Origin of the sequence: Pseudomonas baetica (assembly GCF_019733355.1) — a bacterium.
Lineage (GTDB): Bacteria > Pseudomonadota > Gammaproteobacteria > Pseudomonadales > Pseudomonadaceae > Aquipseudomonas > Aquipseudomonas baetica_A.
This window is the reverse complement of record NZ_JAIHLQ010000052.1, coordinates 1-16132: the sequence shown is the minus strand read 5'-3', so window position 1 is coordinate 16132 and position 16132 is coordinate 1. Positions and strand designations below refer to the sequence as shown.

Annotated in this window: 16 protein-coding genes; 8 read left to right on the top strand and 8 right to left on the bottom strand. The window is 60.2% G+C overall.

From position 1 onward, the window contains the following. Positions 1-179 precede the first annotated feature (179 nt). The 5 genes from K5E40_RS30300 to K5E40_RS30280 all read left to right on the top strand — a co-directional run bounded on the left by K5E40_RS30300 (position 180) and on the right by K5E40_RS30280 (position 3305). Complete coding sequence (locus tag K5E40_RS30300; protein ID WP_221733876.1) at positions 180-419, top strand: hypothetical protein; 240 nt, start codon at positions 180-182, stop codon at positions 417-419. Between the two features lie 277 nt (positions 420-696). Then, positions 697-1077: a hypothetical protein gene (locus K5E40_RS30295; RefSeq protein WP_221733875.1), complete on the top strand. Its 381-nt coding sequence runs from the start codon at positions 697-699 to the stop codon at positions 1075-1077. A gap of 15 nt (positions 1078-1092) precedes the next feature. Beyond that, positions 1093-1515: an HD domain-containing protein gene (locus tag K5E40_RS30290; RefSeq protein WP_221733874.1), complete on the top strand. Its 423-nt coding sequence runs from the start codon at positions 1093-1095 to the stop codon at positions 1513-1515. A gap of 72 nt (positions 1516-1587) precedes the next feature. Beyond that, a complete protein-coding gene (locus tag K5E40_RS30285; protein ID WP_221733873.1) occupies positions 1588-2235 on the top strand; it encodes a hypothetical protein in 648 nt (215 codons plus the stop codon). A 50-nt stretch (positions 2236-2285) separates the two neighbouring features. Further along, positions 2286-3305 carry an AbrB family transcriptional regulator gene (locus K5E40_RS30280; protein ID WP_221733872.1) on the top strand — a complete coding sequence of 340 codons (1020 nt, stop codon included), beginning with the start codon at positions 2286-2288 and terminating at the stop codon, positions 3303-3305. Positions 3306-3310: 5 nt separating this feature from the next. Here the strand turns inward: K5E40_RS30280 and K5E40_RS30275 are convergent, their stop codons facing one another. Further along, positions 3311-3931 (bottom strand): hypothetical protein, encoded by a 621-nt coding sequence (locus K5E40_RS30275; protein WP_221733871.1) that lies wholly within the window; start codon positions 3929-3931, stop codon positions 3311-3313. Positions 3932-4116: 185 nt separating this feature from the next. Here K5E40_RS30275 and K5E40_RS30270 point away from each other — a divergent pair, with 185 nt between their 5' ends. Beyond that, on the top strand, positions 4117-4563 hold the full coding sequence (locus K5E40_RS30270) for a YMGG-like glycine zipper-containing protein (RefSeq protein WP_221733870.1): 447 nt from the start codon (positions 4117-4119) through the stop codon (positions 4561-4563). Here K5E40_RS30270 and K5E40_RS30265 read toward each other — a convergent pair. Genes K5E40_RS30265 through K5E40_RS30255 form a run of 3 tightly spaced genes read right to left on the bottom strand, consistent with a single transcriptional unit; the run spans position 4548 to position 8233 of the window. Next, complete coding sequence (locus K5E40_RS30265; protein WP_221733869.1) at positions 4548-5573, bottom strand: DUF2955 domain-containing protein; 1026 nt, start codon at positions 5571-5573, stop codon at positions 4548-4550. The genes K5E40_RS30270 and K5E40_RS30265 overlap by 16 nt on opposite strands. Further along, a complete protein-coding gene (locus K5E40_RS30260; protein WP_221733868.1) occupies positions 5563-6687 on the bottom strand; it encodes an HlyD family secretion protein in 1125 nt (374 codons plus the stop codon). The genes K5E40_RS30265 and K5E40_RS30260 overlap by 11 nt, the downstream gene beginning before the upstream one ends. After that, positions 6680-8233, bottom strand: a complete 1554-nt coding sequence (locus K5E40_RS30255) for an efflux transporter outer membrane subunit (RefSeq protein ID WP_221733867.1) — start codon at positions 8231-8233, stop codon at positions 6680-6682. Before K5E40_RS30255 ends, K5E40_RS30260 begins: the two co-directional genes overlap by 8 nt. Before the next feature lie 118 nt (positions 8234-8351). Here K5E40_RS30255 and K5E40_RS30250 point away from each other — a divergent pair, with 118 nt between their 5' ends. Further along, the gene (locus tag K5E40_RS30250; RefSeq protein ID WP_221733866.1) at positions 8352-8870 is read left to right on the top strand and encodes a transporter suffix domain-containing protein; all 519 of its coding nucleotides are present in this window, start codon (positions 8352-8354) and stop codon (positions 8868-8870) included. 251 nt (positions 8871-9121) lie between these two features. Beyond that, the gene (locus K5E40_RS30245; protein ID WP_221733865.1) at positions 9122-9907 is read left to right on the top strand and encodes a DeoR/GlpR family DNA-binding transcription regulator; all 786 of its coding nucleotides are present in this window, start codon (positions 9122-9124) and stop codon (positions 9905-9907) included. 103 nt (positions 9908-10010) lie between these two features. Here K5E40_RS30245 and K5E40_RS30240 read toward each other — a convergent pair whose 3' ends face one another. The 4 genes from K5E40_RS30240 to moaA all read right to left on the bottom strand — a co-directional run bounded on the left by K5E40_RS30240 (position 10011) and on the right by moaA (position 15773). Then, a complete protein-coding gene (locus K5E40_RS30240) occupies positions 10011-11294 on the bottom strand; it encodes an FAD-binding oxidoreductase (protein WP_221733864.1) in 1284 nt (427 codons plus the stop codon). Positions 11295-11441: 147 nt separating this feature from the next. Then, entirely contained in the window at positions 11442-12806 is a 1365-nt protein-coding gene (locus K5E40_RS30235) for a glutamine synthetase family protein (protein WP_221733863.1), read from the bottom strand. Between the two features lie 407 nt (positions 12807-13213). Next, positions 13214-14557: a chromate efflux transporter gene (chrA, locus tag K5E40_RS30230; RefSeq protein WP_221733862.1), complete on the bottom strand. Its 1344-nt coding sequence runs from the start codon at positions 14555-14557 to the stop codon at positions 13214-13216. 217 nt (positions 14558-14774) lie between these two features. Further along, the gene (moaA, locus tag K5E40_RS30225) at positions 14775-15773 is read right to left on the bottom strand and encodes a GTP 3',8-cyclase MoaA (protein ID WP_221733861.1); all 999 of its coding nucleotides are present in this window, start codon (positions 15771-15773) and stop codon (positions 14775-14777) included. Between the last annotated feature and the right edge of the window lie 359 nt (positions 15774-16132).

Sequence of the window (16132 nt, the reverse complement as noted above, 5' to 3'; positions counted from 1 at the left end):
GCGGGCAAACATTACTCGCGAGATGACCGGGCCGGAACGACTATTGGGGGCAGTGGCGTCGGTGGCACCCATCAGCCATTGGTCGTGGCTCTGCAGTCTCTGCGCATGTCATCGTTTTTGATGTTTTGGCAGCCACCCCGACCTTGTTGTGCCCTGCACAAGTTACGCAGGTCATCGTCGTGAATGTTCGTGCAGCTGTCGATGCCTCTCTTGCCTTTGCAGAGATTGCGCTGATCATCGTCGCGGATGTTCCCACAGCTATCGCTACCTTCAGCTTCGGATTTGCAGGCGTTGCGCATGTCATCATTTTTGATGTTCTGGCAGCCACCCCAGCCTTCCTTGGCCTTGCAATAGTTGCGTTGGTCATCGTCTTTGATGTTTTCACAACCGGCGTGCGCGTAGCCGCTCAACATCAATAACATCACGAGAATCAGTCTCATCGGGGGTACTTCCATGATTGTCAGGAAACAGCCTGACGCTGAGTGATGCCGCATGACCAAAGACAAACGGCGATATCGCATTGACATCATTTTAAAGAAAAGTTCATGGACGGCCTATGTGCAGGGCGGAAATTTTTAAGCGTGATCGGACATTGATTGTCCCGATTCGGCTTATTTTTGATTTGCCATGGCGAGGTGAATCCGTGATGGTATGCAGGAAACAGTTTGTAACGCCCCGCCACGGATGGATCCGCGCATGATCGAAATCGGCAGCCGCAACAACGCCCCCACGTCGCAGCACCCAACCCACGACGTCTACATTTTCAACATCGACCTGTCCCGAGCGGCCACGCCTTTCTGCTTCGAACAGTCGACGGCCGGAGGGCATGGTGGGCAGGGCGGTGCGCGCTGGTTGGCGCTGTATGAGCTGGAGGCCTGGCCCGGTGAGTGGCGTGAGCATTTGAAGAAGGCTGATTGTGCCTGGGTCGCTGAGTTGATCGATGCACATCCTGGTGCGGATCAGGCGACGTTAGTTGGCATGATTCTCAAGCAACACGCCGAGCCGGTCGGTCGGTTGAAAGCGATTGGCGGCTGGCTCAAACGCAACATCCACGTCGGCGGCCGTTACGGCGTCTAACCCGAGGAAATCCCCATGACCCAGACACTCGAACGCGCCATCGCCATCGCCGCCACCGCGCACACCGGGCAGGTGGACAAGGGCGGGGCACCATACATTCTGCATCCGCTGAAAGTGATGTTGCGGATGACCACGCTGGAAGAACGCATCGTCGCGGTGCTGCACGATGTGGTCGAGGATTGCGATATCAGCCTGGATGATTTGCGCACGGAAGGCTTCAGCGAGGAGGTGCTGACGGCTATTGCGTCGGTAACCAAAGTACCGGGTGAGTCCTATGAGGATTTCGTCGATCGCGCGGCGCAGAACCCGATTGGCCGGGTGGTGAAACTGGCGGATCTGGAAGAGAACAGCGACCTGTCGCGGATCGCCTCGCCGAGTTGGGAGGATCTGGAACGGATCGAGAAGTATCGGCGTGCGATTGGGCGGTTGCGCGGTTAGCAGGGGATTGCCCGCAATGGTCATTACCCATTCTGTTTAAAGCAGCGCAAGGGACATAGGGAGGAACCAAGGATGGAGTTTGCAACGATCGTTCAGTTACTGACGGTAATCGGAGTCGTCGCTGCGGCGACAAAGGTTATTCGCGAATTATCGTTCATGGGCAAGAGCCGGCTCGCGGAGGAGTATCGGGTCGCGAAAGAAGTGTTGAAGGATATTGAGCAAAACCCGGATTTACCTCCCCTTGTCAAGGAACGTGGCTACTTGGCTATCGCGGGTACTTCGGCAATCAATCCCGCCGATGTCGCCTATCTGATTTCCCTCGTTAATCCCGCCAGAAGCCTCAGGGATTATGTGCTTTCCAGAAAGTACGTTGAGCTTGATGTAGAGCGACACAGGATTGATTTCCGCCCGAAGTACAGAAAGCGTTTTTCCAGGATCTGGAGAAAAGCCTGGAGTTTCACGCTGTATATCGTGTGGTCTGCTGTTGCGATGTCCCCACTTCTGTTGATCAAGCCAATGGGGCTTGAACCGAAATTCGCCTTTTGGCTGGGCATCACCCTTCCGGTCGCGGGTTTCTTTGGTGTCAGTTCGTTGATTGATTCCCTCAAGATTATTAAGGGCGAGAAGCTGGTTCAGTCTCAGGAACAGCACACCCGCAGGATTCTGGTTGCGCAACAGCCGAAGAAGCCATCGATAAAACGCCCTGAAAGTACATCCTGATTGTTTGGCTTAGACGACGTAAACCGTACTTTTAAGTCGATGGAGTATTCATGAAATCCATTCTGTGTTTGTTGATCGCCGCCGGTTTTGGCGCCGTGTTGCAGTCCCTCGGTGTGCCGCATGGGTTGCTGCTGGGGTCCATCCTCGTTACTGCGCTGGTCGTGACGAAATCGGGTTTCGCCCCCGCGACGCCCTATGGGCTGGGCTACATCCAGGTCACGCTGGGCACCGCCACCGGGCTGATGTTCGAAGCGTGGGACAGCGCAACGGCGTCGACCATGTTGCCCAGCCTTGGCGTGTTGCTGCTGTGCTTGACGGTGCAGATTGCCCTGGCCGGTTGGTGGCTGACGCGTGGGGCAGGGTGGAATCGCACGGATGCGCTACTCGCGGTGTATCCGGGGGCGCTGGCGGCGGTGTTTGATCTGCTGGAGTCGGAGAAGGCGTCGAGCAAAGTCATCATCGTGCATCTGATGCGGTTACTGCTGATCACGGTGCTGGTGAGCTTTTTGATTCCGGGGCCGGTGTCGGTGGCTGCTGTTGAAAGCGATCCGTTGACCACCGGCATGGCGTTGACGGTTTGCTCGGTAATCGGCTTGAGCGTCGTGCTCGGTCGATTGCTGCTGGTGATCGGCGTGCCGGCGCCCTTCATGCTCACGGCGATCATCATCACCGCAGTCTTTGTAAAAGCAGGCTGGTTGCACGGTTTTCACATGCCCGGCTGGAGCTTGAATCTGGCGGCGCTGATTCTCGGTGTACGGATCGGTTCGCGGTTTCAGGGTTTGGGCTTCAAGGAATTGGGGCTGCATGGCCGCACGGCACTAGTGTCGGTCGGGTTGATGATCGTGGTGGCGGCGGCATTTGCCGAAGTGGCGGCGCGATTGCTCGGCAGCGATCCGTTGTCGCTATGGCTGGCGTACATGCCGGGGGCGATCGAGACGATTGCGATTGTCGCGTTTGCGGGCGGGCTGAATGTGGTGTTTATCCTCACTCACCACTTGGCGCGGATGGTGCTGCTGCATTTTGCGCCGGCGTTGTGGGTGCAGGTGCGGCGAGTACGGGAGGGGGCCTGAACGAATCAATCGTCGCCGTACATCAACTCCAGTTGTTCTATCCACGCGGCGCTGGCATTGAATCTTGCGTAATAGCGCTGTTTTTCAGCGTCACTCAAGCGAGTAAAAAACGGCAAAAAATAACTGTCGTTATAGAAACCCTGGGCTCCTTGCATACTGCCTCCCCACCACGAGGGGTTGTAACCTTCGAAGGCAACCCACGGTGGGGGGACAGCGAGTTTTTCGTGGTTCAGCAAGTCGAGGAGCCTCGCGCTGTTAGTCACTAAATGAATCGTGACCGTGTTGAGCGCTTGGTTGGCGGTGAAGAAAATCAAGCGCTCCTGGCTCAAGACTTCCTCATATTCAAAGGTGCGCAGGCCGTTGAATGTGCTTTCCCTTGACTTTTGGAAGGACGAGTCGACCCACTGCCGGAAACAGCTGACGTCGTTTTTTTCAGTCAGAAGTGAGAGGTAACAGGCGGATACTCCGGATTGCTCCAGCGACGTCATCATCGGCAGGTTTGGCAGGCTGGCGACCGACAACGGCGTCACAAAGTACGACTGCAGGACCTTTAGGCTGTATCCGGCAAAAAATGGCTTTGCCTCAGGCTGGATGAGTGCGGCGATTCGGCTGAGTAAACGACGCATCGAGATCCGTGATCGGCGAAATTGAGGGTGTCGGGATGGTATCCATAACGGCGAGTGCGAGCCACTGATTCCATAACGGTGAGGTCAGTATCCTCTCCTCTTAAGCATTCCTCCTCGAACACATTGAACTACACTCCCTGATTACCCCGCCTCACAGCCACCCCTAGGCCCCGCCGGAGGTAATCGTGAATCGCACAACGTTCATCCCACTCGTGATCGCTGCCATCTTCACCACTCAAGCCAGCGCTGAATCCGTCGTCCCGCTCAAGGGTCAGACCTTGCAACAAACCCAGATCGACATCAACGACTGCCACTCCGTTGCCTCGACCTCGACGACATCAACCCCACAAAACGGCGGTCGTCTGAAGGGCGCTGCGGTGGGTGCTGCGGCCGGTGCAACAGCGGCTGAGGTGCGCGGCCGTCAACATGACGAGTTTTACGATGCGGTGGACGACAACCGTAAACAGGATTACCGGCAAAACCGCGCCGGGCAATCGGCTGCCGCCGGCGCTGTGGTCGGTGGCGCGCGGCAGCGTCAGGATCGGCGCGCACAGAGCAAGACCAATGCGGCGGCGAGTTCCAGTGCCTACACCGGGTGCCTGCAAGGGCGCGGCTATCAGGTCACGCCTTGACGCTGAGGTTTGTGCGCTGCGAGCAGGTGCATCATCAACGCGCTGTAGAGCGTCACCAGAATGAACAGGCCCATACGCACGGCGAAGGCGCTGTAGACGTCTTTGCCTGCCGCGCTGTCCTGCACCGATTGGCCGAGCAGGATGATCATCGTCACCAGAGTGTTGAGCCAGAAACCGGGGCTGAACGTTGTCGGGCTCAGGCGATAGAGCTTGCGCGCCAGCCATAGCCCGAACAGCAGCGTCCAAAGAAAGAACATCCACACATGCACGAACAGACTCAAACCACACCAGAGCAGCACAGCCAGCAAGCCTCCAAGCAGGGTCGAGCCGAGCAGTTCGCGCCCGGCGTGGCGGGTGTTGGGGGTAGAGGTTTGTTGGCCGAGACTGACGGCTTTGAGGATGATCGGCAGGTAGCTGGCCGGGTCGCTCAGAGCCAGTAAAAACGTCGGCATGACGATCAGGGTGGCGCGCAACGCCACGCGCGGGACTTCGTCGTCGGGCAAGGTGGGCGGTTTGGGTGGAACGGGGCTGTCGGGTCGTTCCGGGAACACCGCGTGGCTGACATCGACCACCGCGACCGCCAGTAACAAGCCTTTGACCAGCGCACCAATCACCGCCATCGCCAGATCAAATTCGGCAAACCCGGCGGCGCAGATCATGGTCATGCCGATCACCAGAAAGGTCACGATCAACGGATTGCCGCCACGCAGACCGAAGCGAAATACCAGAAACAAACCGAGGCCGATCAACAGCACGCCGCTCACCGGGTAATAACGCAGCAAGGGCACTAGCAGCAGGCCGATACTCGTCGTCAGCGCAGCAACTAACGCCAGCACCAATGCGCCTTTCAGTGGCAATGGCCGAGGCAAACTGGCCAGCAATAGCGCCGCCAGTACCGGTGAAATAAACGCTAGCGGCAAGGCCAACGCATAACTGGCGGCGGTGCACAGCGCCGTGCCGAACGCCAGACGCAAGGCCCGTTGCGCCGGGACGCTGCGTTCAGTAGGCATACGACAGCCAGCTCATCAGGCCGACAAACAGCCGCCCCAGCGGATTGAGCGGATTGCCTTCAGTGGGGAAGGCCATGACTTCCGCCTGGCCACCGGCACGGATCGCGCGGCTGTCGATCAGGTGTTTCTTTGCCTCTTCAGAGAACTCAATGATCACCGGGAAACGTTGCGCCGGGCGCAGCCAGTCGCGGCTGTTCTGGATGCTCGGCAGGGTGCCGGGCGCGGGAGTCTGGCCGACACTGACGCCGTAGCCGACGCTGCGCACCCGGCCGTCGAGGACTTCGCCGGGCAATGCGTCGAGAACGATGGCCACTGGCGTGCCCGGTTGTACGCGGCCGAGGTTGTTTTCGGTGAGATCGGCGCTGATCCACACGTCGTGGATGGCGATCAATGTCATCAGCGGGCTACCGGCGGCGGTGAACTGGCCGACGTCGGTGCGCAGATCGGTGATCAAACCTGCAGAGCGTGCGCCGATGCGGGTGTTAGACAAGTCCAGTTCAGCTTTGGCCAGTGCAGAAGCCGCGCTGCGTAGTTGGGCGTTGGTGTCCGTACTGCCGCCTTCCTGTTCCTGCGCGCGTTGCACTTCGGCGCGTGCGGCGGCGACTTGGGCAACGGCTTGTTCGCGGTTGGCCCGCGACACTTCAAGAAGTCGCACGGACACCGTGCCGGGATCCTGTTTGTACAAACCTTCGAGCCGCTGATTGTCTTGGCGTGCCTTGAGTTCATTGGCTTGCGCGGCCCGTAATGAAGCCTGCGCCGAGGCAATACCCGCCGTGCTCGCGCCGACCTGTCGACGGGTCGATTCCAGATCGGCTTTGGCTCGGTCTACGGCGATTTGCAGCGGCTGCGGGTCGAGTTCGAAAAGAATATCGCCAGCCTTTACATCCTGGTTGTTGCGCACGTTGACCCGAATCACCCGACCGGCGACTTCCGCCGCCACCGGAATCACGAACGCACCGACCCGCGCCTGCTGGGTGTAGGGCGTGTAGCGGTCGGCGAGCAGATACCAGGCCAGGCTCAGCACGATCAGCAGCAGCACCCAGCGGATGCCTTTTTTCGCTGGATCGGCCGGCGTTGGAGCGGGGGCGGGCGCTGGAGGCGCGGCGTCAGTCATGGCGGCTTACCTGCGATGGAAGGGGATACACCGGTTGGGCGGGCGGCGCGCTGAGCATATCGCCCCAGTTAGTGCGTTGTTGCATCTGCTGTCGGGTCGGCTCGTCGATCGGCGGCGCGTTGCTTTGCCAGCCGCCACCGAGGGCTTTGTAGAGGGCGATCAGGTTGCTCACGGCGTTGCTGCGGCTGAGCAGATAGTTGTCCTGCAGTTCGAGCAACGCACGTTGTGCATCGAGCACTCGCTGAAAGTCGGAATAACCTTCGCGGTATTGCGTGTTGGCCAGCGCCAGGGAACGCCGCGCCGCGCCTTCGGCCTCGCGCAAAATGCGTTCGCGTTCCAGCGCTTTGCTCAGGCCGCTGGCGGCGTCGTCAGCCTCGCGTGCGGCTTGGCGTACCTTGTCGCGGTAGGCTTCGATCAGTTGCTGCAAGCGCGCGTCCTGTACCCGCACGTTGTTGCGGATACGGCCGTAATCGAAGATGTTCCAGCGCAGGCTCGGGCCGCCGATCAGATCGAGGCTGCGCGGGGTGGCGCCGAGGGTATCGCTGGACCAGACGATGCTGCCGAGCAAGGTCAGCGACGGGTACAGATCGGTTTCGGCGACACCGACCAGCGCTGATTGCGCGGCGACGTTCAGTTCTGCCGCGCGTATATCCGGACGACGCAACAGCAGATTGGCCGGGACGTCTTGCAGCACCGCGCGATCCAGTAACGGAATCAGCCCGGTTTGTTCGGCCAGCAACGCCGCGCCACCGGGCGGCTGGCCGACCAGCACCGCCAGGGCGTTACGGGTGCGCAGTAGCTGATCTTCGAACGCCGGAATGCTGCTCAGGGTGCCGAGGTATTGGGTTTTTGCCTGTTGCAAGTCGAGTTCGGCAGTCTGGCCGCTGGTGAAGAGTTTTTCGGTGATCTCGAAGTTGCGCTTTTGCTGGACGGCGTTCTCCCGGGCGACACGCAGCCGGGCTTCGGTGGTGCGCAGGGAAAAATAGGTGTCGGCCACTTGCGCGCGCAACAGCACCAGCGCGTCTTCGTAGTTGGCCTGAGCGGCGAAGTAACTGGCGTCGGACGATTCGATGGCACGGCTGAAGCGGCCCCAGAAATCCAGTTCCCAACCGATATCGAACGCGGCGCTGTGTTGCCAGAAATGCAGATCCTGCGGGTTGCTGCCGCCGGACTGGTGGCGGTCAATGTAGAGGCTGTCGACCCCTACCTGTTGCAGTTGCGGGTAGCGGCCGCTTTGGGCAATGCCCAGTTGGGCGCGGGCTTCGAGCACTCGCAGACCGGCGATTTTAAGGCTGCTGTTATGCGCGTCGGCTTCGGCAATCAGTCGGTCGAGAACGGGGTCGGCGAACACCTGCCACCATTGGCGCAGATCCGGCTGGGCGGCACGTTCGCTGGCCTGCTCCAGCGCTGCGCTGTTCCAGTGCTTGCTCCACGCTTCGCCCGGCGTCTGAAAGTCCGGCCCCAGGCGCACGCAGCCGCTCAAACTCAGGGCGCCGAGCATCAGCAGGTGACGTGGCCGCATCAGCAGGGCTGTCGTTGCAGGCATTGCGTGTGTCCCCGGTCGCAAATATCACTGGAGCATAGACCGCGTATTGCAGGCTGTTCGGGCGAATCTGCTGCTACGCTTTTCAGGCAACGGCTCCCGTCAAAACAGGTACGCAACCATGGACACAGCCCAAGATCCGGTGACACCGACCTCCACCGCCAACTGGCGCTTCAAGGTCGGCGTGGCGATTATCTGCCTGATGCTCGGTTCGTGGCTGATGGTGCCGTTGGCCGCGGCCCTTGATGTGCCCGGTTCGAAAGTCGCGGCGCTGACCGGAGTGCTGTTTATCAGCAACAAGGTACTGTTGCTGCTGGTGATCGCGGTGATGGGCAAGGCCGGATTCGCCGAACTCAAGCGCACGATTGGCGGTTATGTCTCGGGGATGATTCCAACCCCGGTCGACGAGGTCGGGCCGCTGCGCCATCGAGTGGGCGTGGTGATGTTCTGCCTACCGTTGCTTGTCTCGTTTCTGGAACCGTATGTCGATAACTTCTGGCCGGGGCTGCGGCCCAATCTTTGGCAACTGCAATTGCTCGGTGATTTGATATTCGTTGGTAGCTTCTTTGTGCTGGGCGGCAACTTCTGGGAGAAGGCCCACGCGCTGTTTGTGCGCAAGGCTCGGGTTGCGTCGGTCTGATACCTCAGCCGTGGCCCAGGGCAATCGCGAAAGACACGACGATCATGCAAGCAAACGCGAAATTGAGATTCATAAGGTGTTCATCCTGAGCCTGTTTAGAGTGGGGCCATTCTGAACAGGCTGAATGCAAAGAAAAAATTCGGCATGTTGATTCCAATGATCGAAACAATTGATACCCGCCGGTTTGTGTTTGCCCGAGGCTTTGGTTAGTCTCGGAAAACCTGCAACTACAAGCATAAACAGGCGGAACCATGCGCGATCACAGCAGCTCTGAACTCCCGTCCCTGCGCCGACAGAAAATCCTTCTGATCCTTGAACGTGACGGCAAGGTCATGGCCTCTGAGCTGAGTCAGCATTTTGCGGTGTCCGAGGATACGATCCGCCGCGACCTCGCCGAACTGGACAACGCCGGCCTGGTGCAGCGGGTGCACGGCGGTGCGTTGCCGCGACCGAAAGACACCGGCAAGGATTATTTCACGCGGCTGGACGAGACCGACGAGGTGAAAGTACGGTTAGCGCAACGGGCGGCGCAAGAGGTTGAGGATGGGCAGATTGTGCTGTTCGACTCCGGCTCGACCACGTTGCAAGTGGCGCGCTCGTTGCGCTCGGATATTCGCATTACGGCGGTGACGGCGGCGCCGATGACGGCGATTGCCTTGTCCGGGTTCAAGGCCGTGAAGGTGATTCTGGCTGGCGGACAATTGAACCCGCATACCCTGTCGGCCGGTGGCCATGAAGCGGTACGAATGCTGGCCGGGATAAAAGCGGATCTGGCCTTTACCGGGGTGTGTGCAATTCATCCGCAGGTAGGGATTACGTCTCTGCATTTTGATGAGGTGCCGGTGAAGCAGGCGTTGCTCGACAGTGCGGCGCGGGTGATCGCGGTGACCACGGCGGACAAGTTGGGCGCGGTGGAGCCATTTGTAGTGGCGGGGTGTGATCGGTTGCACACGCTGATCACCGAGCGACATGTGGCGTCGGGCAGTGTCGAGGATTATCGGCGATTGGGAATTGTTGTCGAGCAGCTACCAGATTGAGACGAGCGGTGAATATGCAGGCCCCTTCGCGAGCAGGCCTGCTTCCACAGGTTGAATGCATTTCAATGGGGGAGCGGGCTTGCTCGCGAAGAGGCCAGTGCGATCAACGCCATTTTTCAAGCATCTGGTAGTACCACATTCCCACCGCCAACAACGGATTGCCCAGCAAATCGCCCATCGGCACGCGAATGTGCTGACACGCGGCAAACGTATCGAACTGCTCCATCTGCCCGGTGATCGCCCGGCTCATGATCTCGCCCATGATGTGGGTGGTGGCGATGCCATGCCCGGAGTAGCCCTGGCAGTACCAGACGTTGTCCGAGAGTTTGCCCAGTTGCGGGATGCGGTTGATGACGATACCCATCGCGCAGCTCCACTGGTAATCGATCTGCACGCCTTTGAGCGCCGGGAAGGTCTGCTCGATGCACGGGCGCAGTTCGGCGGCGATGTCGCGTGAATCCTTGCCGCTGTAGTTGGCGCCGCCGCCGAACAGCAAGCGGCCGTCGGCGGTCAGGCGATAGTAGTCGAGGACGAAGCGGCAGTCGTACACCGCGAGGTCTTCTGGGTTGATCTGTTTGGCCAGATCGCCCAGCGGCGCGGTGGTGACGATGCCGCCCATGGCCGGGAAAATCTTGCCCTTGAGCTGGCCCGGTTCCAGTTTGTGGTAGACGTCGCCGGCGAGCATCACTTGATTGGCGTCGATCTGGCCTTGGGCGGTTCTCACACCTGGCGTAGCGCCGTGAATGATCTCCAGCACTTCGCTGTTTTCGAAGATCAGCGCCCCCAGACTTTCCGCCGCCCGCGCTTCGCCGATGCACAGGTTGAGCGGGTGCAGATGCAGGTTGCGAGTGTTCTTGATCGCGCCGTGGTAGAGCTCGCTTTGCAGCAGATCACGTACCTGGCTGCGGTCGAGCAGGCTGACTTCGTCACCCAGTCCGCGACGCACGGCTTCTTCGTAATCGCTGCGCAAACCGGTCATGTGGCCGGGTTTGTACGCGGCGTGCAAATGGCCGTGTTTGAGGTCGCACTGGATGCCGTATTTTTCCACGCGTTGCTGGATGATCTCGTGCCCGCGCCAGCGCAAATGCCAGATGAAATCGTCGACGTTGTCTCCGAGTGTCGGGCGCATCTGTTTGCGCATCGCGCCGTCGCCGGAGAGGCTGCCGGTGACCTGCCCGCCATTGCGCCCGGTGGCGCCCCAGCCGATTTTGTGGCTTTCGACGATGGCGACTTTCAGGCCTTTTTCAGCCAGCTCGACGGCGGTGGCGACGCCGGTGAAACCGCCGCCGATGATCACCACATCAACCTTGTGCCTGCCTTGCAGCGTGGGGTAATCGGTGTCCTGGTTGAGGGTGGCGGTGTAGTAGGAATTGCAGCGATTGGTCATGTCAGTGTCCACACAAAATTCGAATCGGTACGCGGTCATTGTGGGAGCTGGCTTGCCAGCGATAGCGGTGGATCAGTCAGTTTTGATGTCGACTGGCACGACGCCTTCGCGAGCAAGCTCGCTCCCACAGGGATCGGTGATGAGTCTTCAGGCTTCGGTCAGATACCAGCGCCAATCCTGCTCGCCCACCTCAGCCATGAACTGCCGGTACTCGGCACGTTTGACCGCCAGATACACCCCAAGAAATCCATGCCCCAAGGCATCGCGGGCCCATGATGAATTTTCCAGCGCTTGCAGCGATGTCAGCCAATCGGTTGGCAGCAGTTCTTTCGCTTGCGCGTAGCCATTGCCCTCGACCGGCGCGCCCGGGTCAAGGTTCTCGCGAATGCCGCGATGAATGCCGGCAAGAATCGCCGCTGCCGCCAGATACGGGTTGGCGTCAGCGCCGCAGATGCGATGTTCGATGTGCCGGGTATTGGCCGGACCGCCCGGCACGCGCAGGCTGACGGTGCGGTTATCGACGCCCCAGGTCGGCGCCAAAGGCGCGTAGCTGTTGGCCTGAAAGCGCCGGTAGGAGTTGGCGTTCGGGCAGAACAACAGCAGCGAATCGAGCAAGGATGCGAGCATCCCGCCAATTGCCGTACGTAGCAGCGGCGTGCCGGCAGGGTCTTCGGAGGCGAACAGGTTGCGCCCCTCGGCGTCGGCGAGGCTGACGTGCATGTGCATACCCGTGCCGGCCAGATCATCGAACGGTTTGGCCATGAATGTCGCTTGCATGCCGTGCTTGTGCGCGATGGCTTTGACCAGCCGTTTGTAGCGCACCGCCTGATCCATCGCCTCCAGTGCGTCGCCGTGTTCAAGGGTGATTTCCACTTGCCCCGGCGCGTATTCCGAGATCGCCGTGCGCGCCGCAATGCCGTGCAGTTTGCAGGCGCTGTAGAGGTCGGCGAGAAACGGTTCGATCTGCTCCAGCTCACGTAAGCCGTAGACCTGAGTGTGTCGCGGTCGCCCACCGTCGGCATCCAGCGCCGGTTGCGGACGGCCGTTGTGATCGCGTTTCGCGTCGAGCAGATAGAACTCCAGTTCGCAGGCCATGATCGGGTGATAACCCTCGGCCTTGAGGCCGTCCATGACCTTGATCAGCAAGTGACGCGGGTCGGCGATGCTCGCTGGCATGCCTTCGGTCGGGTGCATGCTGACCTGCACCGCCGCCGTCGGAATCTGCCGCCACGGCAAGCGCACCAGGCTGCCTTGCAGCGGGTAGGCGCGGCAGTCGATATCGCCGACGTCCCACACCAGCCCCGAGTTTTCGACGTCATCACCCTGTACGGTCAGGCCAAGGATGGTGCTCGGCAACGGGCGGCCGCTCTCGTACACGGCGAGCAGCTCTTCGCGGTGCAGAAGCTTGCCGCGCGGCACGCCGTTGGCGTCGAGGATGAACAGCTCGATCATGTCGATGTCAGGGTTCTGTTCAAGGAACAGGTGTGCGTCTTCAATGGCTGCGAATTTCATAATCAATCACTCACGATGGCGCCGCACAGGCGCGCAGATTCGGGCCGGACGCAGCTCGGCATTAGGCGCGGGCGTCCTGGCAGGGATATCAAGGGGTAGGGGCTGTCGCGGTTTTTAACCGGCGCGATCAGACAGGCAGGGCGATATCCGGCGGGCGTGCGGAGTGACGCAGCTTGGAACGGCGCAGGGCCATGGGGAGATTGACGATACGATTCATGCGCGGCCCCTGTGAGGGAGGGCGCACTTAGCGGAGACGTTCAACGAGTTTCGTTGTTGTGGTGACGTACTCATAACGCGTGTTTCCGTTGGCGGAAAACGTCGGTGGCGGGACTGACCCGCCGACCGGTGTGCCCGGATAGTAAGGGGCAATCCACGGGCGTGTAAACGGGAGATTTGTTGGCTGCGTTTCAGCGCATCAAGTGAAAGGCCAGCCCGGCAAGGGCGCAAACGATCAGCACAGTGATCACGCCACGCTTGAAAACGAACAATGCCAACGCCGCTGCAACCGCCAGCGTCACCGAGAAAAAGTCCATGTGCCCGGCAAAGCCGTTCGGCCAGAACACGTGGTAGGCAAAGAAGCACGCCAGATTCAGAATCACCCCCACCACCGCTGCGGTGATGGCGGTCAACGCAGCGGTGAACTTCAGTTCATTGTGAGTCGACTCCACCAATGGCCCACCAGCAAGGATGAACAGGAACGAGGGCAGGAAGGTAAACCACGTCACCAGCGTCGCCGCCAATGCGCCAGCGGCGAATGCATGTTCCGGGCCGAACGCCGGTTGCACATAACCGCCGATAAAACCGACAAACGCCACCACCATGATCAGCGGTCCCGGCGTGGTTTCGCCCAAGGCGAGGCCGTCGATCATCTGCGTCGGTGTCAGCCAGCCGTAATGCCCGACAGCGCCCTGATAGACGTAGGGCAGCACCGCATAGGCCCCGCCAAAGGTGAGCAACGCGGCTTTGGTGAAGAACCAGCCCATTTGCGTGAAGGTGCCGTCCCAGCCGTACAGAGCGGTCAGCAACGCCATCGGCAAACACCAGAGCGCTGCGCCGATCAGCACTATTTTCAGCAATTTGTGCAGGCTGAATCGTGCGTGCTCAGGTGTTGGGGTGTCGTCGTCAATCAGCGCTGCGCCGAAGGATTTTCCACCGCTGCGCTGACCGCCGTTAGCGAAGCGCTGGGGGGCCAGTCGTCCACCGAAATAACCGATCACTGCGGCGCCAAGCACGATCAACGGAAACGGCACATTGAAGGCAAAAATCGCCACGAACGAGGCGCCGGCAATGGCCCACAGCCACGCGTTTTTCAATGCCCGCGAGCCAATGCGGTGGGCCGCGTGCAGGACAATCGCCGTGACCGCCGGTTTGATCCCGTAAAACACCCCGGCTACTGCCGGTACATCACCGAACGCTATGTAGACCCACGACAGTGCGATCAGGATGAACAGCGACGGTAAGACAAACAGCACACCCGCGATCACGCCGCCCCAGGTTCGATGCAGCAGCCAGCCGATGTAGGTCGCCAATTGCTGGGCCTCAGGGCCGGGCAGCAACATGCAATAGTTGAGTGCGTGGAGGAAACGTCTCTCGGAAATCCAGCGCCGGCGTTCGACCAGTTCCTGATGCATGATCGCGATTTGCCCGGCGGGGCCGCCAAAGCCGATGCAGCCGAGCTTGAGCCAGAAGCGCCAGGCATCGCGAAGGCTGACCGGGTCGGGGCGTGGGAGGTCTTTGGGCGTTGTACTCAAGCGTGGCTCCTGAGGTGAATCCGTGGGGAGCGGCTATCTAATCAGGCTTTTGTGACGGAGTGCCAGACAGTTTGATGTTCAACGCGTGGCGCCAGGCTTGTGGCGGATCCGTCCGTTGTATTACGGAGTCTGCAGATCATGCCAGGGCTTGATCCATTGGTGGCTGGCGCACAACCGCACATGTGATGCGATCCCGTACACGCCGATGAGTGACGGTTCAGCCGCCGGTCATGTTCATGAACCGCACGACCTGAACGTCGTCGTTCACTTCAAAATTGTGCCGATACGGCTTGAGCTTCATGGCTTCGATGATGGCCTTCTCCAGCCGTTGCGGTTGCCCCGGGTGGGCGCGCAGTACCGCTTTCAAATCCACCGAATGCTCGTTACCCAGACACAACAGCAAACGCCCCTCGACAGTCAGCCGAACCCGATTGCAGGTGCCGCAGAAATTGTGGCTGTGCGGCGAGATGAACCCCAAACGAATTTCCGGTGCCTCGGCCAGCCGCCAGTAGCGCGATGGGCCTTGAGTCGATTCGGCGGAGTCGATCAGGGTATAGCGTTCGGCGATCTTGTCGCGCACCTGTGCGCTTGAGAAAAACGACTCCGCCCGGCTGTGCTCGCTGATGATCCCCAGTGGCATTTCCTCGATGAAGGAGACGTCAAGCTGACGGTCAATGGCGAAACTCACCAAATCGTTGATCTCTTGATCGTTGCGGCCCTGCATCACCACGACGTTGAGTTTGGTGCGGGTGAAACCGGCCTTGCGCGCAGCATCGATGCCGTCGATCACCTGAGCCAGATCGCCGGTGCGGGTCATCTGTTTGAAACGCTCGGGGTTGAGGCTGTCGAGGCTGACGTTGAGGCGTTTGACCCCGGCATCGAACAGCGGCGCGGCGAGTTTGCCGAGCTGCGAGCCGTTGGTGGTCAGGCACAGTTCGCGCAGCCCGGGCAGGGCAGCGATCTGCTCGCACAACTTGACCACGCCCGGGCGGATCAACGGCTCGCCACCGGTGAGGCGGATCTTGCGGGTGCCCAGGGCGACGAAGCTTCGCGCCAGTTGATGGATTTCTTCCAGCGTCAGTACCTGTTGCCGGGGCAGGAACTGCATGTCTTCGGCCATGCAATAGACACAGCGGAAATCGCAGCGGTCAGTGACTGACATGCGCAGATAGTCGACGCGGCGGTTGTAACCATCGATCAAGACGCGCTCTGACATGACAGCCTCGCAGGAGTGAGAAATCCGCGATTAACGGAACAAGACCGCGCAGGTTATGGACAACGTTGTGTGGCGTCCAATCACTGTTAGTGAACGGCTGATTGATACCGTCGATGATCAGATGTTTTTTGGCAGCGGGGTTATGAATAGCAATCAGACAATGTGCGCAGGGGGAATAAGTACCCACTGACACATACACCACCCATCCCCTGTGGGAGCGGGCTTGCTCGCGAAGACGTCAGGTCTGGCACCATCGATGCTGGATGCGCCGGCCTCTTCGTGAGCAAGCCCACTCCCACCTTGAATCGTGGTCAGCCGCAAATCTCATCCACCCACCCATCCCCTGTGGGAGCGGGCTT